Source organism: Photobacterium phosphoreum (genome assembly GCF_002954725.1).
Classification (GTDB): Bacteria; Pseudomonadota; Gammaproteobacteria; order Enterobacterales; family Vibrionaceae; genus Photobacterium; species Photobacterium phosphoreum.
On the sequence record NZ_MSCQ01000001.1, the window covers coordinates 2,026,337 to 2,044,638 of the forward strand.

General features: G+C 41.0%; 15 protein-coding genes, 2 tRNA genes and 1 pseudogene. 10 read left to right on the plus strand and 8 right to left on the minus strand.

Going from position 1 to position 18,302, the window contains the following annotated elements:
- The first annotated feature begins 40 nt into the window (after positions 1 to 40).
- Together BTO21_RS08775 and BTO21_RS08780 are read left to right on the plus strand one after the other, a co-directional pair.
- A complete protein-coding gene (locus BTO21_RS08775; protein ID WP_045031253.1) occupies positions 41 to 802 on the plus strand; it encodes a sulfite exporter TauE/SafE family protein in 762 nt (253 codons plus the stop codon).
- Positions 803 to 832: 30 nt separating this feature from the next.
- Positions 833 to 1,108 (plus strand): Rdx family protein, encoded by a 276-nt coding sequence (locus BTO21_RS08780; protein ID WP_045031252.1) that lies wholly within the window; start codon positions 833 to 835, stop codon positions 1,106 to 1,108.
- A 68-nt stretch (positions 1,109 to 1,176) separates the two neighbouring features.
- Here BTO21_RS08780 and yfcE read toward each other — a convergent pair whose 3' ends face one another.
- The gene (gene yfcE, locus BTO21_RS08785; RefSeq protein ID WP_045031250.1) at positions 1,177 to 1,725 is read right to left on the minus strand and encodes a phosphodiesterase; all 549 of its coding nucleotides are present in this window, start codon (positions 1,723 to 1,725) and stop codon (positions 1,177 to 1,179) included.
- Positions 1,726 to 1,940: 215 nt separating this feature from the next.
- Between yfcE and BTO21_RS08790 the strand changes: the two genes are divergently transcribed.
- A complete protein-coding gene (locus BTO21_RS08790; RefSeq protein WP_045031248.1) occupies positions 1,941 to 2,843 on the plus strand; it encodes a TIGR01777 family oxidoreductase in 903 nt (300 codons plus the stop codon).
- A gap of 336 nt (positions 2,844 to 3,179) precedes the next feature.
- On the opposite strand, the gene BTO21_RS08795 is transcribed toward BTO21_RS08790, so the two are convergent.
- Both BTO21_RS08795 and BTO21_RS08800 read right to left on the minus strand, forming a co-directional pair.
- The gene (locus tag BTO21_RS08795) at positions 3,180 to 5,687 is read right to left on the minus strand and encodes an ABC transporter permease (protein WP_045031246.1); all 2,508 of its coding nucleotides are present in this window, start codon (positions 5,685 to 5,687) and stop codon (positions 3,180 to 3,182) included.
- Positions 5,680 to 6,288: pseudogene (locus tag BTO21_RS08800) on the minus strand (ABC transporter ATP-binding protein); the annotation flags it as partial. The pseudogene BTO21_RS08800 and the gene BTO21_RS08795, both read right to left, overlap by 8 nt.
- Positions 6,289 to 6,388: 100 nt before the next feature.
- Between BTO21_RS08800 and BTO21_RS08805 the strand changes: the two are divergent.
- From BTO21_RS08805 to BTO21_RS08815, 3 genes are all read left to right on the plus strand, one after another.
- Entirely contained in the window at positions 6,389 to 7,000 is a 612-nt protein-coding gene (locus tag BTO21_RS08805) for an arylesterase (protein ID WP_045031239.1), read from the plus strand.
- Positions 7,000 to 7,827, plus strand: coding sequence for an SDR family oxidoreductase (locus BTO21_RS08810; RefSeq protein WP_105026774.1), 828 nt, complete (start codon positions 7,000 to 7,002; stop codon positions 7,825 to 7,827). The genes BTO21_RS08805 and BTO21_RS08810 overlap by 1 nt, the downstream gene beginning before the upstream one ends.
- A gap of 432 nt (positions 7,828 to 8,259) precedes the next feature.
- A complete protein-coding gene (locus BTO21_RS08815) occupies positions 8,260 to 9,114 on the plus strand; it encodes a co-chaperone YbbN (RefSeq protein WP_045031236.1) in 855 nt (284 codons plus the stop codon).
- Positions 9,115 to 9,195: 81 nt separating this feature from the next.
- Here BTO21_RS08815 and BTO21_RS08820 read toward each other — a convergent pair whose 3' ends face one another.
- Both BTO21_RS08820 and BTO21_RS08825 read right to left on the minus strand, forming a co-directional pair.
- Complete coding sequence (locus BTO21_RS08820; protein ID WP_045031234.1) at positions 9,196 to 9,606, minus strand: META domain-containing protein; 411 nt, start codon at positions 9,604 to 9,606, stop codon at positions 9,196 to 9,198.
- A 156-nt stretch (positions 9,607 to 9,762) separates the two neighbouring features.
- Positions 9,763 to 10,788, minus strand: coding sequence for an OmpA family protein (locus BTO21_RS08825; RefSeq protein WP_045031232.1), 1,026 nt, complete (start codon positions 10,786 to 10,788; stop codon positions 9,763 to 9,765).
- Positions 10,789 to 11,497: 709 nt separating this feature from the next.
- Between BTO21_RS08825 and BTO21_RS08830 the strand changes: the two genes are divergently transcribed.
- Positions 11,498 to 12,163: a transcriptional regulator gene (locus tag BTO21_RS08830; RefSeq protein WP_045031230.1), complete on the plus strand. Its 666-nt coding sequence runs from the start codon at positions 11,498 to 11,500 to the stop codon at positions 12,161 to 12,163.
- A complete protein-coding gene (locus BTO21_RS08835) occupies positions 12,150 to 12,587 on the plus strand; it encodes a hypothetical protein (RefSeq protein WP_065192626.1) in 438 nt (145 codons plus the stop codon). Before BTO21_RS08830 ends, BTO21_RS08835 begins: the two co-directional genes overlap by 14 nt.
- A 37-nt stretch (positions 12,588 to 12,624) precedes the next feature.
- Here the strand turns inward: BTO21_RS08835 and cueR are convergent, their stop codons facing one another.
- The gene (cueR, locus tag BTO21_RS08840; RefSeq protein ID WP_045031228.1) at positions 12,625 to 13,017 is read right to left on the minus strand and encodes a Cu(I)-responsive transcriptional regulator; all 393 of its coding nucleotides are present in this window, start codon (positions 13,015 to 13,017) and stop codon (positions 12,625 to 12,627) included.
- Between the two features lie 104 nt (positions 13,018 to 13,121).
- Here cueR and BTO21_RS08845 point away from each other — a divergent pair, with 104 nt between their 5' ends.
- Both BTO21_RS08845 and BTO21_RS08850 read left to right on the plus strand, forming a co-directional pair.
- Positions 13,122 to 16,040: a cation transporter gene (locus BTO21_RS08845; RefSeq protein ID WP_244906768.1), complete on the plus strand. Its 2,919-nt coding sequence runs from the start codon at positions 13,122 to 13,124 to the stop codon at positions 16,038 to 16,040.
- Between the two features lie 200 nt (positions 16,041 to 16,240).
- Positions 16,241 to 17,104: a TraB/GumN family protein gene (locus BTO21_RS08850; protein WP_045031222.1), complete on the plus strand. Its 864-nt coding sequence runs from the start codon at positions 16,241 to 16,243 to the stop codon at positions 17,102 to 17,104.
- A 725-nt stretch (positions 17,105 to 17,829) separates the two neighbouring features.
- Here BTO21_RS08850 and BTO21_RS20070 read toward each other — a convergent pair.
- Together BTO21_RS20070 and BTO21_RS08855 are read right to left on the minus strand one after the other, a co-directional pair.
- Positions 17,830 to 17,929, minus strand: a tRNA-OTHER gene (locus BTO21_RS20070).
- A gap of 218 nt (positions 17,930 to 18,147) precedes the next feature.
- A tRNA-Pro gene (locus BTO21_RS08855) sits at positions 18,148 to 18,224 on the minus strand.
- Positions 18,225 to 18,302 lie beyond the last annotated feature (78 nt).

The following is an 18,302-nucleotide window of genomic DNA, read 5'->3' on the forward strand; positions in this document are numbered from 1 at the left end:
CTATGCTAATATCTACTTAGGTTAAGGACGACCCAATAGCATGGATGTGCTCAATACATTAGGGCTTTTTATAGGCTCTTTAATTTCAAATACCCTCGCATCACTCTCTGGTGGCGGCGCAGGACTGATCCAATTCCCACTGCTTATTTTTCTAGGTTTACCGTTTAGTATTGCCCTTGCAACCCATAAAATCGCCAGTGTCGCTTTAGGCATTGGTGCCACCATTAACCATATCCGTAATGGTACCTTGGCATGGAAAATCACCGTTTATGTCATTGCTGTGGGTACCTTGGGCGTTATCCTTGGGGCTAATCTAATTCTTTCGATTCCAGTTAAATTTGCCGAAGCCGCATTAGGCGCATTAATCATTAGCCTTGGTATTTACTCGGTCACGTCGAAAGAACTTGGACAAATCTCAGTACCGCAGCATCGAAATAGTATTGGCTTTATAATTGGTGCTATTAGCTTGTTTATTATCGGCATTATCAATGGATCTCTGACGGCGGGTAGTGGTTTATTTGTGACCTTATTTCTCGTACGCTGGTTTGGTTGTGATTACAAACAGGCTGTCGCAATAACGCTCGTCAGCGTAGGCTTATTTTGGAATGCAATTGGCGCAGTGGCTATCTATCAAGCTGGCGCAACCATTTATTGGCCATGGCTACCAGTATTATTGGTCGGCTCATTATTGGGCGGTTATCTCGGTGCCCACCTTGCCCATCAACGCAGTAATCAATTAATTAAACGTTGCTTTGAAGCCTTAACGTTTGTGATTGGATTTAAATTATTGCTCGATCTTTAATAACGACAACACACCCCAGCAGGAGTAACCATGAATAAAGCCACCATTGATATTTATTACTGTCGTCAGTGTAATTGGATGCTACGAGCAACATGGATGACGCAAGAGTTACTCCATACTTTTAGTGAAGAAATTACTACCATCAGTTTGCATCCTGATACTGGCGGTCGATTTGAAATCCATTGCAATAACCGCTTAATTTGGGAACGTAAACAAGAGGGTGGATTTCCTGATGCCAAACAGCTTAAACAACGCATTCGTGATGTGATTGATCCCGAACGTGATTTGGGTCATATCGATAGATAACCCTCCCTGCAACAAAAAGCGCATCATCGAATAACCGATAATGCGCTTTTTTATCACGTCACAGAAGTTTAGTTCAGTATCGTCTGGGCTAATACTTCATGCTCAAAACTAACCACAGACAGGTTCTGACCATCAAGCAGACCATAACTCGCGGGTAAACCATTACGTGGAATAGCCACCGAACCGGGATTAAATACGAAATAATCTGCTTTCCGTTCAGCAACCGGAATATGAGTATGACCAGAGACAATTACATCCCCTGTCATCAGCTGCGGATGCTTATCGGCATTATAAATATGACCGTGAGTTAAAAATAACCGTCGACCATCGGCTAGCATCACTAAGTTATAATCCGCCATCATTGGAAAATCCAGCAGCATTTGATCGACTTCACTATCACAATTACCACGTACTGCCGTGATTCGCGCAGCATATTGATTGAGTAATTCAGCTACTTTAATCGGATCGTACCCTTCAGGTAGCTGATTACGAGGACCATGATTGAGAATATCACCTAATAAAATAAGATACTTAGCACCACTTTGTTCAAAAGCAACAATGGCTTTTTGAGCCGCAACGAAACTACCGTGAATATCAGACGCAAAAAATAATTTCATGATTAAACTCGACCAAAAAATCGTAAATATATCGACTTAGTTTACGTGAGCGCCTGTAAAAATACTATTATCACAATCAGACCATAATCAGATCAATCAGCATCACTTATACTGTGAAGGTAACGTTGATTAATAATATTGATCTCAACACTGACTTGCTTCCACTCTCAGTTAATTTAAGATGGTAAATCGATCACCACGAGGGAATAACCAATATGAAGATCTTAGTGACAGGCGCAACCGGACTCATTGGCAAGGCACTACTCCCTCATCTAAATCATGATGAAATAACCGTGATTAGCCGTGATCCTGCCCGCGCTTATCAGCTACTCGGTCATCATATTAATGCGCTTGATTCATTGCAATCGTTGCCTAATCTTGATCAATTCGATGCGGTGATTAATCTCGCTGGCGAGCCGATTATGGATAAGCGTTGGAGTGAGCAACAAAAACATATCATTGAAGATAGCCGCTGGAATATCACCCAACAACTGGTTGATAAAATCAAAGCCAGTAACACCCCGCCGCATATATTTATCAGTGGCTCAGCAGTAGGCATCTATGGCGTTCAACAAGATTCTACTATTGATGAAACCTTTACCATTAAACCTAATGATGCTGATTTCTCACAACACGTTTGTTATCGCTGGGAACAAATCGCCCTTGAAGCACAATCAGAGCAAACGCGTGTATGCCTGTTAAGAACAGGGATCGTGCTGGCTAAACAAGGTGGCGCACTTGCAAAAATGTTACTGCCTTACCAATTTGGTTTAGGGGGTCCGATTGGTAATGGCCAGCAATATTTCCCGTGGATTCAGTTACAAGATATGGTGCGAGGAATTTTATTTTTAATCAATAATACAGAAGCTCAAGGTCCGTATAATATGACCGCCCCCAACCCCGTCACTAATCGTACTTTCAGTGCCACCCTTGCCAGCACCTTGCATCGCCCGCACCTGTTATTCACTCCAGCTTGGGTATTAAAATGTGCTCTTGGGGAGTCATCACAACTGTTATTAGACGGTCAACGCGCATTGCCGAACAAGTTACAGGCAGCAGGGTTTCACTTTACTTTCCCTTGTATTGAGCAGGCATTGAAGCAAACGTTGTGTGATTGATTAAGTATGTTAGCGCAATAAAAGCAGGGTTGAATAACAGCCCTGTTGAGTAATAATCCTGTAAAAAATTCATTAGATATTAGACCTAAAGATCTTGCTATAATTATCCCCAACCAATAACATGTATAATAAATGCAACATTGGAGTTTGTTATGTTAGATCTAACTAATCCTACCGTTATTAAGTCTCTTATATTTTTAAGTGTTGAATCTATCGTTTTAATTTTAATGGTATCAGTGCCTATATTATTAACGTCGGCACTAATTATTAAAAATATTCGATCTTTTTTTAATCGAAACAAACAATGATCAAAAAATATTGGTAACGCCGACTTCATCACCGCAACGGCAATAATAATTTTTTAATCTGCGTCCGCGACACCAAATACACCAGTGCGATTGCCAGCACAGGTAAGCCTAACCACATCAGCGGATGTAAGCTAAACGGCAATTCAAACCCTTTAACCACCAGCAGACCGACAACAAATTCAGCACCTACCGCAGCAATCACACCAGCCAACAACGCAATGATTCCATATTCAAACCACAGAGTAGCGGCAATACGTTTGCGACTAGCACCGAGTGTACGGTAAAGCTGAATTTCCGTTTGGCGCTCTGAAATACTCAGCCGTAACAACGTCATGATCAACAGTAAGCCACTGACAACACCTAGCCCAGCTAACACCGTTAACGACCAACTCACTTGCGCCAACAAGCCTTGAATACGGGTTGCCATCATCCGTAAATCAAGCACCCCCACGGTAGGATATTGGCTGGCTAGCGTATTTAATAATGCATTTTGTTGCTCGCCAACCCGAAAACTAACTAAGCCTGTTGCGGGAAATGACTGCAACACATCTGGGGTGAAAATAAAGTAGAAATTGGGCTTCATATTGCGCCATTCAACATTTCGAATACTATTAACGATGGCGTTAAATTCCAATCCGCCAACGGTAAATGCCAGCTTGTCTCCCAAGTAAATATTCAACCGTTTGGCAATGCCAGATTCAACCGAGACACCTTCCGTTTTTCCCCACTGCCCTTTGGTCACTACATTGTGGCTTGGCAGTGTTTTCGCCCATGTGAAGTTAAGCTCACGCCTTAAAGCAGGATCAACACTATCATCATCTGCGTTACGATTTAGCTCATTACTTATGTCAGTATTAGCTTCAGCTTGATCCGTTGAGGTTGCATTTGATGAGGCGTAAAAACGTTTATCGTTAATTGCCACTAACCGCCCTCGCGTCACAGGGTAGCCTTGCGAACGGGTTAGATTAGCTTTATCTAAAGCCGCTAAATAGCTTTGTTGTTGCTCAGGAGCAATATTAAGTGCAAATACATTTGGCGCATTCGCTGGCAGGGTATTTTGCCAATCCGCGAGTAATTCATTACGTAATAACCCGATTACAGCCAGTAACATCAATGAACAAGTTAATGCTACCAGTTGAGTCGCAGTTTTGGTTTTACTGCGATTCACACGGCTTAGCGCTAAACTATAAGCCGCGCCTAGCTTCAATTTTTGTAATAAAGAAATAGCCGTTATGCCAATGCCTGCTAAAACCAACAACAACCCTACGATACCTAACAGGGTTAGCCACACCAATACGTTAGTGCCAATCCACACAACGGCGGCTAACACAGGAAAAAGTAACAGTAACCATGCTAAGCGGCTCGGTGTGGATGCTATTGTCGATGCTTGTACTGAATTGATTGCGGAGGTTTGTACTAACCGTGACAGTGGGATCCCTAATGCTGGTAGTGCAATTAACAGCGCCAACAATAAACTGATCACAAAAGGTGCAACCCCCATCGCAGGTAGCTGATCGGGCAGTAGGTTTTGCAGGGGATAACGCAGCAACCACTCAAGCCCTAATCCGAGCGTTAAACCAATAACAATCGCGACCACAAACACAAGTCCGATCTGAGTTAACAACCAACGCCATAAAAAACCTTGAGTCGCGCCAAGGCTTTTCATCATCGCCACCGCCGTCTTACGAGTCGTGGCGTAATGCTGACATGTAAGTACCAAGGTAGCGGCAGCCATTAATACCACCAGCACTAACGTCAATGATAAATACTGCCGCGCACGTTCAATAAAATCGCCACTGCGTCCGGCATCATTTTCAGTTAACCACCGCTGACTTGGGGTTAAGGTTAACTGCTGACGAATATCAGCCAATGTCTTATTTGAACCTGAGAAATAATAGCGATAACTGATGCGACTCCCCGGTTGAACCCCACCCACTGCTTCAATGTCCTGTTGATTAATAAACACAGTCGGCATTTGGCTAAATGGATTAAACGATAGTTCTGGATCTTGAGTAATGCGTCCGCTAATTTTTAGCTCTGCATCCCCTAACATCAATACATCACCAACTTTCACGTTTAACAGTGAAAATAACCGTTCCGCCAGCCACAACTGGTTCGGTTTTACATGGTGTTCTAATGACGCGGTATCTGCACTTTGTAAGCTAAGTTCACCCCGTAATGGAAAGCCTGAATCCACCGCCTTAACGCTGACTAACTGCATGCCGTTATCACTAAATGCCATGGTGCCAAAACGGATTTGCTGGGAAACCTTTACAGCATCGGTTAGTAACGCCTGAAGCTGTGAAGTATCAATGGGCTGCGAGGAAACTAATACTCTATCGGCAGTTAACGCTGATCGTCCTTGATCAACGATGATCGCTTCCACTCGGCTCACTAATGCCGATAACGCAAACACACACGCTATAATCAAACTCAAGGCCAAAGTGACTAACCACAATTGGCCTTGGCGAATTTCACGCCATGCCCAATGTACAATAAATGATCGATTATTAGCAGCAACAGAAGTATTAAACATGGCGATCGTCCTTGTTAGCTTGCCTATCCTGTTCCCTACTTAATACACCATTATCTAACCGCAGCACTCGATCGCACCGTGCTGCTAATACATCATCATGGGTCACTAATATAAGGGTAGTGTCGCTGTCTCGATTAAGCTCAAATAATAACTCAATCACCATTGCAGCCGTTTGCTGATCTAAATTTCCTGTCGGTTCATCGGCAAATAGAATTTTAGGATTGATCATAAATGCGCGCGCTAATGCCACCCGTTGTTGCTCGCCACCTGATAATTGACTCGGTAAATGGGTCTCTCGTCCTTGTAGACCAACCACCGCTAACAATTGTTTAGCGCGTTCAATATCAATGGCTTTATTTTGAATTAAACATGGCAAAGTAACGTTTTCTAACGCCGTTAAAGTCGGTAATAACAGGAAATTTTGAAACACAAACCCAATCGATTCACTGCGAAGCTGCGCCCGTTGTTCATCATCTAAGGTTGTCAGCTTATGACCTAATAATTCGATCTCACCAGTTGTTGGCACATCTAACCCTGCCAGCAGCGTCATTAGGGTCGATTTTCCTGCTCCCGATACACCGACTAACGCAATTGACTCACCTTGCTCGACCTCAAGCGAAACATCCTGCAAAATGGTCATTGGCGACAAGGCTGTCGTAACCTGTTTAGAAACAGAGTGTGCTTTTATTACGGAGACTGACATGGTACGAATCCTTTCATTTATAATGCTGTTCTTTTCATCGACAGCATTTAGTCAAACGCTATTGGTCTTGGGTGATAGCTTAAGTGCTGGCTATCAAATGCCAGCCAATAAAAGTTGGCCCGCTCTACTGCCTGAAATATTAGCCCAACAATCTCAACCGACGACAATTATTAATGCCAGTATCTCAGGTGACACCAGTGGCAATGGCTTAGCACGATTACCACAACTGCTCGCGCAACATCAGCCTGATATTGTCTTAATCGAATTAGGTGCCAATGATGGCCTACGCGGCTTTCACCCTAAAATATTACGCAATAACGTTAGCCAGATGATCACTTTAATTAAAGAAATGGGATCCCAGCCGTTATTAATGCAAATAGAAATCCCACCAAACTACGGCAAACGCTATAACGAACTGTTCCGTAATACCTATCCAAACCTGAGCCAATCGCTTAATGTACCGCTATTACCTTTTTTTCTTATTGATATCATTGTTCAACCTCAACTAATGATGAAAGATGGCCTGCATCCAACAGTTGAAGCACAACCACTTATTGCCCAATTTATGGCGCAGCAACTTAAACCTTATCTCAACAAGGAAAGCTTATAATGACAGCGTCTATTTTAATCACTGGCTGCAGTTCTGGTATTGGCTATTACTGCGCTGCCGAACTCAATAAATTAGGCTATAACGTGATCGCCAGCTGTCGCCAATTACGTGATGTTGAACGATTAAACAACCAAGGGATCAACTGTATTCAACTTGATCTTAGTTGCTCAAAATCGATTGATCGCGGATTAAAACAAGCATTAGTTTTAGCGAATGGCCAATTAGATATGTTGTTTAATAATGCCGCTTACGGGCAACCAGGGGCATTAGAAGATTTACCAACCGACGCATTGCGCGCCCAATTTGAAACTAACTTTTTTGGTTGGCATCAACTTACTCGCACAGTGATCCCGCTGATGCTACAACAAGGTCACGGAAAAATTATTCAAAACAGCTCAGTATTAGGCTTAGTGGCGATGAAATATCGTGGTGCCTATAATGCCAGTAAGTTTGCAATTGAAGGTTATACCGATACGCTACGCCTTGAACTAGACAATACCCCACTGTCTATTTCTTTAATCGAACCAGGCCCGATTGAAAGTCATTTCCGTCAAAATGCTAAACACCAATTCGTACAACATATTGATATTAAAAACTCTCGCCATCAGGACGCTTATCAACAAACACTGCATCGATTAGGCGCTGCTAACCCTAATAATAAGTTCACTTTAGGTCCTGACGCCGTCTTTAAGCAGGTGTTAGCCATAATTAACAGCAAACATCCAAAAGCACGTTATTATGTAACTCAACCCACTTATATTTTTGGCTTTCTTCGCCGTATACTGCCGACAAAATGGTTAGATAAACTGCTAATCAAGAGTAATTAGTGGAATATAGGCCATAATAGCAGCGTTTATTATGGCTAAATTTAGCTACCACATTCAAAAAAAATGGTGATAAAAACAACACTTTAAAATTCAACATTAATATATCCAGCCAAATTTAGCACTTAAAGTTAAACAAATAGCCTTTAAATCCATATTATTAAGCCGCCGCTGTAAAAACCATAATAACGTCACATTAATGTCACAATAAAACGCTACAGTAGTCTCAAGTCAAAAGACTCTTATCATCGTAAAATTTCTTATCTGAGGTGTAGTATGTCGTTGCGCCAAATTAATATTATCTGTCTCTGTATCACAATTGCGGTAATGGTTACCTTTAATAATTAGCGCCATTTACTGCTATTTTCTTGATTCGCCTCGATTCATCCCCATATATTTGATATAGCCTTTCAAATAGCAAACGGATATCAGCACATGTATCAAAATGTCGCTCTTGAATTAAACGAACAGAATCTTCAGCAAATCATCGATCAATCGATGCAAACGCCGGTAGCCATCAGTTTTTGGGCACCTTCAATGCCAGAAACCCTTGAAGTGAATGCAACGCTTGAAAAAATTGCGCGTGAATATCAAGGCCAATTTACACTTGCGACAGTGAACTGTGAAACGCAACAAATGGTAGCCTCTCAGTTTGGTGTGCGTGGTTTACCCACTGTTGCCTTATTTAAGGGTGGTCAGCCTATTGATGGTTCTGCTGGGCCGCAAACAGAACAAACATTACGTGAAATGCTACATCGTCATTTACCAACACCGGAAGAACTTCAACTACAACATGCATTAACATTAGTAGAAAGCCAAGATTACAATCAAGCACTAGCATTACTGCGCCAGCTGGCACACAAATTCCCTAAAAATAGTATTATTGAACTTGCGATTGCTGAGTGTTTAGTTGCGGCTGGATTATTTGATGAAGCAGAGTTAATTCTTGCAACCATTCCAATGCAAGATCAAGATGCTAAATATAAAGGCTTGATTGCTAAGCTTGAATTACACAAACAAGCAGGCAACTCTCCGGAAATTCAGCAGTTAGAACAAAAATTAGCGGCTAATCCAAGCGATGCAAATATTGCGTTTGAGCTTGCTGTTCAATACAGCCAAGTCAACCGCAATGAAGAAGCATTAGCACTATTACTTGATATTCTTCGCCGCGATCTTAATTTTGCTGATGGCAATGCTAAAAAGACCATGATGGATATTTTAGCCGCATTAGGTCAAGGTAATCCCATTGCTGCTAATTATCGTCGTCAATTGTATTCATTATTATATTAATTATTCGACAATATAAAAAAGGCCCATCAGCATATATCATGCTGACGGGCCTTTTTCTATTCAGAATAATTAGTCTAAGTATTAACTCGCGTTCGTTTTTTCAAACACTAAAAACTTATTACCAGAATCAACCACTAAGGTATCATTAATTACTTCAATACTGGTTGCACTACGCAAAACATTGAGCATATTTTCTTCTTGGGTCACAAGCTCTGGCAAACAAATTCTGCGGGTAACACTAGGTAAAGTAAAACTACCATCAGCCGCAATTAAACGACCTTTAAATTGGTTACAACCGGTAAAGCCAGAAACCTTCATATCAGCATTAATATCTAATTTAGGTCTATGCTTGGTCACCCCAGGAATACAGACCCCACCTTTCAGTGTCCATTCTCCAACCAGTTGCGTTGATTTCTTTAATTGCTGATTAGAAAAACAGCCCGTCAATGAAATCGCTAATAATATTAATAAACAGAATCTACTCTTTTTCATCATTACTCTATAACTCAATCTTAATCTCAATAGATTGCTTTAATCATCCCTAAACAGGCTATTGAGATAACAATCAAATAAAATAATGCCGATGATCTCTCATCGGCATTAAAATTCAAACTAGTTAAAACTAGACCGTTTGTACAATCGTCTTAATTACTTAAGGATGATTTGTACTGAACGCTGCACGTAGTTAGTGCTGTCTGCTTTATTAGTTTGGATTGGGTTAGTGTTAGCAACGTGAGAAACAGTTAAGCGAGTTGCGCTAATACCGTTTGCTTCTAGGAAGCTAGCAACGTTTGCTGCACGCTCAGAAGACACTTTATCGTTAATAGCCTGGCTACCAACACTATCGGTACGACCGATGATTTGAGCGTTAACTTCTGGGTTAGCTTGCATAGTTGCAGCAATCTCACCTAGGTTGTAACGACCGTAAGCGTTTAGCTTAGTTTCACCATTTTGGTATGGTAGAACGTAAGATGAACGAGTTGGGATTTGAGCTTCAACAGCAACTTCTTTAACAACTTCTACATTGTTAGTAACAATTACTGGTGTTGCAGGTTGACCAAACTTGTATGTCATACCCCAGTACGCTTGAGTTAGATCAGCGTGACCGTGTGAAGTACGTAGGTTTTGGTAGTAATCAGCACCGATTTGAGTAGATAGTGCGTTAGTGATCTGGTAAGACAGACCTAAACCACCAGTTGCTGAGAAACTATCAGAACGCATGTGGAATACTTGATTAGCGTCTTTATCACCAGCGTAGATGTAAGTTGCACCTACTTTAGCAAATGCTGATAATTTTTGTGTAAGAGGTAAGTTACCTTTAACACCTACAGTTGCTAGGTTTAGGTTTGAACCACCTAGGTTATGCATGAAGTCATAGCTAGCGTATGCGCCAACATATTGGTTGAAGTCGTAACCAGCATCTAGTTTAGCGCTAGGTGCATTAGTTTGACCACCAAATGCGCCTGAATCAGCGCTACCAACATAACCCATACCAAGTGCACCACCAACCCAGAAGCCGTGGCCTTGACCAGCGTACCAGTGACCAGTTGCTGCTGATTGAGTTAGCGCAGTGTTATTTGTAGCCGTTGCAGGTGCATCAGCAGCCATTGCTGATGTAGCAACGCCTAGAGATAAAGCTGCTACTACAGCTAGAGATAGAGATTTCAATTTCATGTTTAACTCCATTGGTTAAATGCTTTAAAACTTTCTAATTGTCTGCCCATATAAGTGCGTACTATCTATTTTTTTAAGTGTGTATCGCAGGACAGTCTTTGTCAGGAACCCAACCATTTTGTGACTGAGTCAACATTAAGGCAAATAATAAAAAATGATGTTCACAATTAATTGGCGTTTTTTCACACGTGTCAAAAAAATGGCTTCTGAAAAATAAATCTTTCAGAAAAAATTTAGATAAATGAAAAAAAACGTTTTTTTAAAACCAAATGATTCATATAAAAAAAGATAAATACTTGATAAAATCACGGTACAATACATGAAAAACAATCAGTTAAACAAATAAACCCTCACCATCAATCTGTAAAAAAAAATATGAAAAATATACTTTTTTATACTACTTATAATATGATAAATAATCATATCCCATCTTTTATAGGCTAAATTATCCTTTATCATCTCTTCCATAAATATTTTTTTTTGTTAGCATTTGCTTTGAAAATAAACATCCGAGATGTGTGATGGCCTTTTTTAGAGTAAAAATAGCCGAAGTAACTCCCTTGTTACTCTTTTATTTACTCTCAAAAATGAAGATTTATAGCGCGTATAAACACCGACGCACTTCAAAACTGAAAACAATAACAATAAAAAAGCAGTCGTATTTAAGAGCGTACTGCACAAAACAGATACTAAGATAGGTAGTAACGCCATGATCATATATAAATACGGTAAGGATGTTTTTGAGCCTCAAAAGAGTGCTTATACCAACCAAGAGGCTACCACTAAACTTAGTGCCAGCGAGACAAAGATTCTCCAGTTTTTAATTGATAATAGCGGTGAGATTATCAGTAGAGAAAAACTTCTTGAAATTGGTTGGCCAGATAAAGTTGTCGTCCCTAACTCATTAAACGTTGCTATTGCAAACTTACGTAAAGCGTTTAAGAGTAAAAATGAAATTATCATCACCATCAAAGGGGCTGGTTTTACCATTGCCAATAACACTTTCATCCAACAACAGTTTCAACCTGAAATTGTGGTCGATAATGAGCAACATAATGCTGAACAGTTACAACCTGTCGATCATCACAGTGATAGCAATACTGCTGGAACTGATACTCATCACACCAAACAAGCATCAACAACCCATTCATTTCCTACTATGACAAAAATTAGCTATGGTGTTTGCTTAACCGCGATGCTTGCTTGGGTGATGTTATGGGCTAGCAGTTGGCAGTCTCCGCCTTGTGTTACCGTTAATAATCAAAAAATTTGTGGTAACATTGAAATGCTCAATTTACAAAAACTACCACAAAATCTGAGCGGTAAAGGCACGGTTTACATTGATACCACTGGAAAAATGTATGAAAAAATTTAAATATCTCGTCATAGCATTATTGCTTTTAATGCTATATCCCGTGATTAACGGCATGGGATGTGACTTTAACTATAAATACGTAACTTCCAGTCATGAGCAATTTGGTAGCTGTAAATTTGGGCAATACACACTCATTGACTACCCAGATCCTAAACAAGACAACGGTTATACCGTCTTAAAAGGACTCTATTTCTACGCCTTTGGCAATGCAGCTATCTTCGTGGTCGATACCGAAGATCACACTAAAAAAATCACTAATGCTGCTATTGAAAGTCTCAATTGGACCCATGAATGTTTCTGGCATCAATTTAATCTCAAACGCTTAGACAAAAACGCCATGGTTAGCTATACCTCATCACCAACTAAGCAATTACGGGTTATTCCTTATGATGGTACGTTATCTATGATGGATAGTGGCCACTAACTAACTTATGGCTAAATAATCATCCTGAAACGGTTATTTAGCCATTTTTAGTTAAGCTATCAATGATCGGACATTGCGCATTTTTATCACCTGGGCACTGCTCAGTTAATGCAGTTAGCGTCAATTTAATTTGCTTTAACTCTTCTATTTTATGGTCTATCTCTACCAGCTTTTGTTGCGCTTTTTGTTTAACATCACGACTATGCCGATCAGGATTGGTCGATAACGCCAATAATTGTTGGCACTCTTCTAAAGAGAATCCAATCATTCGAGAGCGCTTAATTAATAATAACTCCGCAATATGCTCAGCATTATAATAACGATACCCATTAGCACCACGAGGCGCAGCACTTATAACGCCTTTACTTTCATAAAAGCGAATCGTTTTAGCGGTTAATCCAGTTTGTTTTGCAACATCACTAATACTCATCATTATTGTGTACTCTACTGTATAAAAAAATAGCCTTGACATTATAGTTACTGGAAGGATTATGCTAACTACATTATTTCATCTCAGTATAAAAAGGCGAGCACATGAATACCATTACTCTTCCTCTTACCAATGTACGCTGTATGCGTTGCGTTAATAAAATTCGTGATGCCATCAGCCTTCTACCTGCAATCCAACTTATTGATATTAACACTGAACAACTAACAGTCTCTACAGAGAGTCCTTTACCCTCTCTCTTTGATACCATCACCGCATTAGGCTATCAAGTTGGTTATCATTACCAATTACCCATTAGTGGTTTATCGTGCGGTCGCTGTGTCGCTAAAATTGAACAAGCCTTGAATGAACGTCATGATATTGCACATTTTAACATTACCAAACAACTGGCTGATGTCTCTGGCTCAATAAGTAAGCAAGCACTAACCGACCTCATTATTGGATTAGGTTATCAGGTCGTAACAAGTCAAATACAGTACCATTATAATTTTACCTTAACGGGTCTATCCTGCGGTAAATGCGTCGCTAAATTAACCACAGCATTAACCCAAGATAATATCGATATCATTACGATTGATAAAAATAACCTTAGTGTTACTACATCACTCACTGCTGACGATATTATTACTATCGTAACAACGACAGGTTATCAAGCGACACTCAACACTGGAGATCAAGCACCAGATGTTACCAATAACCCCATCGCACCTGAGCCTGAGCCTGAGCCTGAGCCTGAGCCTGAGCCTGAGCCAATTATCGCATCTCAGGGCACTGCCACCCAATTACTCTTATCTGGACTCACTTGCGCCAGTTGTGTTGCATCAGTAGAAAAAGCCATAAAGGCCGTAGAGGGTGTTGATAGTGTTAACGTTAACCTTGCAGAGCGTACAGCCTTAATTTACGGCCAAGCATCACTACAAGCGGTTATAACGGCTATTGAGAATGCGGGGTATGGTGCAGAACAAAGCGAAGATGACCAAACACGCCGTATTCGCCAACAACAACAAAACCAACAAACATTTAAAACCCATATCCGTAATGCCACCGTCTCACTCGCACTAGGTGTTCCATTAATGGCTTGGGGGATCTTTGGCGGCAGCATGGTAATTGACTCAACCACTAGCCAAATAAGTTGGGGGGTTATTGGTCTTATCACGTTGGCATTATTAGTCACCGCGGGTAAAGACTTTTATATCAATAGCTGGAAAGCGTTCCTTCACCATCGCGCCACTATGGATACACTGGTTGCGTTAGGAACCGGTGCTGCGTGGTTATTTTCAATGGCAGTGGTTATCGCTCCTGATCTGTTCCCGTTAGCTGCGCGTCATGTGTATTTTGAAGCATCAGCAATGATCATCGGTCTTATTACTATTGGCCATGCATTAGAAGCGAGAGCACGCAGCCGTACCTCAAAAGCTTTAGAACGCTTAATAGATCTTCAACCTCAAACCGCTATTGTGGTTGAAAACGGTCAAGAGACTGAGCAACCATTAAGTGCTGTTGTTGCAGGTATGACGTTACGTTTAAAACCCGGTGCTAAAGTCGCCGTTGATGGCAGCGTCATTGATGGTAATAGCTACCTTGATGAATCAATGCTGACAGGTGAGCCACTAGCAGTGCATAAAAAAATCGGTGATCACGTTCGAGCCGGTACTATTAATCAGCAAGGCAGTTTGTTGTTTAAAGCAGAGCACATTGGCACAGATACGATGCTGGCACGTATTATTCAGTTAGTCCGTCAAGCACAAAGTAGTAAACCAGCTCTAGCACGTTTAGCTGATACGATTTCAAGTATCTTTGTTCCCAGCGTGATGATCATTGCCATCTTGACCGCAATGGCTTGGTTTTATTTTGGTCCGCAACCGGCTTCTGTTTATATGCTTGTTGCCGCAACCACCGTACTGATTATTGCTTGTCCATGTGCATTAGGCTTAGCGACACCAATGTCAGTGACTGTTGGCGTTGGACGCGCGGCAGAGCTCGGTATTTTAATTAAAGATGCAGAGGCGATGCAACAAGCCGCGGGCATTGATACTGTGGTATTAGATAAAACAGGTACCTTAACTGAAGGTAAGCCACAAGTTGTTGATTATAAAATTTATAATACGTTAACCCGTGAACAACTAGTTCAATTAGCAGCAAGCTTAGAACAAAGTTCTGAACATCCATTAGCCAACGCTATTGTTCAATCAGCCCAACAGCAACAGTTAGATCTATATCCACATAGCGATTTTATGACTTATTCAGGACTCGGAGTTTCAGGCACTGTCGATCAACAGCAGCTGTTGTTAGGTAATGCTAAATTCATGAATCAGAATAATATTAAAATCACCCATGCTGAAACAGATTTTGATTTCATTGCCAACCAAGGTGCAACACCTGTTTACTTAGCACAAAATGGGCTATTAGCCGGGATTATTGGTATCAGTGATCCATTACGTAAAGATTCATTTTCCGCTGTTAAACGGATGCAGAATATGGGACTTAATGTGGTTATGCTAACAGGGGATAGTATTAAAACTGCACAGGTTATTGCAGCTAAGCTTGGTATTACAGATGTCGTTGCTGATGTGTTACCCGATGGTAAAGCAGCACAAATTACCTTATTACAGCAACAAGGCAAGCGAGTTGCGATGGTCGGTGATGGCATAAATGATGCCCCTGCACTCGCGTTAGCAGAAGTCGGTATAGCAATGGGTAGTGGTACGGATGTTGCGATTGAAAGTGCGCAATTTACCTTGATGCGCCACTCTCTACATGGTGTAGCTGATGCATTAGAGCTCTCAAAAGCGACCCTACGAAATATCAAAGAAAACTTATTTGGTGCCTTTATTTACAATACCTTAGGTATCCCAATTGCTGCGGGAGTGTTATTCCCGCTTACAGGAACACTACTGAGCCCTGTTATTGCAGGCGCAGCGATGGCGTTATCATCCATTACCGTTGTCAGTAATGCTAACCGGTTACGTTTATTTAAGCCAAGCCAACAACATCAGGAGAAATAATATGTGCTTTTTATTAGGCGTCGCTGCAATTGGATTTATTGTCTGGTGGTTCTGGCTTCATCCAAGTGTTCGTAACTCAAAATAGTACTATTCCAGTAACTAAATAAGAGTATTAAGGCTACTTCGGTAGCCTTTTTTGATCTCACTCTGCGCTAATATTTGTTATAACTTAATCAATCCTATTTAATCAGCGATAATCTATGTTCAAATCTCTCTTATCAAAAGCATTACTACTCTTGCCTTTCATTTCCCAACCGGCACTGGCTGAGCCGATTATTTGGAAGATTTATGATCAACAACGTGAGTTTTATGTTTTAGGTTCAATTCATGCAGGTAAAGAAGCCATGTTTCCATTACCCGATGTATTTCTTGAACAATGGCAACAAGCTGATGCGCTGATTGTAGAAGCCAATATTTTACAACAATCAAATGTAGCCCCCACCCTTGCACCACCTTTCACTCATCAAGCATTATCAGAGTCAACACTGCAACAATTACAAAAGATCAGTAAAACACTCAATCTTTCATTTGATCAATTACTCCAACAACCACCTTGGTTAACCGCCGTTACCCTCCAACTCGCTCTTGCTGATAAACTCGATCTAAAATCGGATTATGGTATCGACTATGTGCTGTTACAACGCGCACAACAACAAAAGCTTCCGATCCATGAATTAGAAAGTGTTAGCCAGCAATTTAATATGCTTGAAAACCTTCCAGACAATGGCGCACCAATGTTGATTGAAACCATTAATGAATGGGATAAAACCCAATCATCATTACGCTGTTTAGTAAAAGTATGGCAACACGGGGATAGTAATAAACTTGAACAGCTCTTTAATGAGAGTCAATTTGATCCGACAACTGACGACGCTTTAATTTTTGATCGTAATCAGCATTGGGCAGAGACGCTAGCACATACGACCCCCTATCAATCTGGTAAATTTATGGTGGTTGTTGGCGCATTTCATTTAATTGGCGATCAAGGACTACCTAATTTAATGAAACAACAAGGCTTTAAGGTTGAGAAAATCACCTCTAGTACAAAAGCCAATTGCAACTAAAATGGGACTTTCTTAATCGTGTTCGATGACGAATAATATTTTAATAGAATTAATTAACTAACCGTATTTGAAAGCCTTCGATTCCTTATCGTCCTCGAGGGTAATCAACTATAGCAAGGTGAGTAATTAACATAACGAGATGAAGGGGTTATCATCCGTCATCTCGAAAGGGAGGCACGAGCTATCCGTGATCTACTCATCACGCACTTGAGCATTAAAGATTCCCTATTGCTGCTCCGTAATCTCGCTATAGAAAATGACAAAATAGGATTTAAATTAGGTCATAATCTTATTGTCGTTAGTGTTAATAGTGCTCAGTGAATCCCCGACCCTCTGGTCCGCTACTCCTAACATCAGAGATGCGCTACCAACCTGCGCTATTCACTATTACCACTAACTACAGACGAAAAAAAACCGCATCTTTCGATACGGTTTTCTTAATAGTGGTCGGTGAAGAGCTAGGTTCTAATGTCAGGGAACCCCCGACCCTCTGGTCATCCAAACTACTATCCATTTTATACAGACGAAAAAAAACCTGAGTCTTTCGATTCAGGTTTTCTTAATAGTGGTCGGTGAAGAGCTAGGTTCTAATATCAGGGAATCCCCGCCCCTCTGGTCCGCTATTCCTAACATCAGAGATGCGCTACCAACCTACGCTATTCACTATTACCACAAACTACAGACGAAAAAAAACCTGAATCTTTCGATTCAGGTTTTCTTAATGGTGGTCGGTGAAGAGCTAGATTCTAATATCAGGGAACCCCCGACCCTCTGGTCCGCTATTCCTAACATCAGAGATGCGCTACCAAACTGCGCTATTCACCATTACTACAAACTACAGACGAAAAAAAACCTGAATCTTTCGATTCAGGTTTTCTTAATAGTGGTCGGTGAAGAGCTAGGTTCTAATATCAGGGAACCCCCGACCCTCTGGTCCGCTATTCCTAACATCAGAGATACGCTACCAACCTGCGCTATTCACTATTACCACAAACTACAGACGAAAAAAAACCTGAATCTTTCGATTCAGGTTTTCTTAATGGTGGTCGGTGAAGAGGGATTCGAACCCCCGACCCTCTGGTCCCAAACCAGATGCGCTACCAAACTGCGCTATTCACCGACTAAATTCTTTTCTAGGAATGCTACGAGAAGGGTCAACCCTCTGGTCCGCTATTCCTAACATCAGAGATGCGCTACT

Excerpts from the sequence above, each read along its gene's own strand:
- BTO21_RS08775 (WP_045031253.1), top strand. The coding sequence starts at position 41 with ATGGATGTGCTCAATACATTAGGGCTTTTTATAGGCTCTTTAATTTCA.
- BTO21_RS08835 (WP_065192626.1), top strand. The coding sequence starts at position 12,150 with ATGAAAAAATTTAAATATCTCGTCATAGCATTATTGCTTTTAATGCTA.
- BTO21_RS08795 (WP_045031246.1), bottom strand. The coding sequence starts at position 5,687 with ATGTTTAATACTTCTGTTGCTGCTAATAATCGATCATTTATTGTACAT.
- BTO21_RS08825 (WP_045031232.1), bottom strand. The coding sequence starts at position 10,788 with ATGAAATTGAAATCTCTATCTCTAGCTGTAGTAGCAGCTTTATCTCTA.
- BTO21_RS08815 (WP_045031236.1), top strand. The coding sequence starts at position 8,260 with ATGTATCAAAATGTCGCTCTTGAATTAAACGAACAGAATCTTCAGCAA.
- BTO21_RS08845 (WP_244906768.1), top strand. The coding sequence starts at position 13,122 with ATGAATACCATTACTCTTCCTCTTACCAATGTACGCTGTATGCGTTGC.
- BTO21_RS08780 (WP_045031252.1), top strand. The coding sequence starts at position 833 with ATGAATAAAGCCACCATTGATATTTATTACTGTCGTCAGTGTAATTGG.
- BTO21_RS08830 (WP_045031230.1), top strand. The coding sequence starts at position 11,498 with ATGATCATATATAAATACGGTAAGGATGTTTTTGAGCCTCAAAAGAGT.
- BTO21_RS08820 (WP_045031234.1), bottom strand. The coding sequence starts at position 9,606 with ATGAAAAAGAGTAGATTCTGTTTATTAATATTATTAGCGATTTCATTG.
- BTO21_RS08790 (WP_045031248.1), top strand. The coding sequence starts at position 1,941 with ATGAAGATCTTAGTGACAGGCGCAACCGGACTCATTGGCAAGGCACTA.
- BTO21_RS08850 (WP_045031222.1), top strand. The coding sequence starts at position 16,241 with ATGTTCAAATCTCTCTTATCAAAAGCATTACTACTCTTGCCTTTCATT.
- cueR (WP_045031228.1), bottom strand. The coding sequence starts at position 13,017 with ATGAGTATTAGTGATGTTGCAAAACAAACTGGATTAACCGCTAAAACG.
- BTO21_RS08810 (WP_105026774.1), top strand. The coding sequence starts at position 7,000 with ATGACAGCGTCTATTTTAATCACTGGCTGCAGTTCTGGTATTGGCTAT.
- BTO21_RS08805 (WP_045031239.1), top strand. The coding sequence starts at position 6,389 with ATGGTACGAATCCTTTCATTTATAATGCTGTTCTTTTCATCGACAGCA.
- yfcE (WP_045031250.1), bottom strand. The coding sequence starts at position 1,725 with ATGAAATTATTTTTTGCGTCTGATATTCACGGTAGTTTCGTTGCGGCT.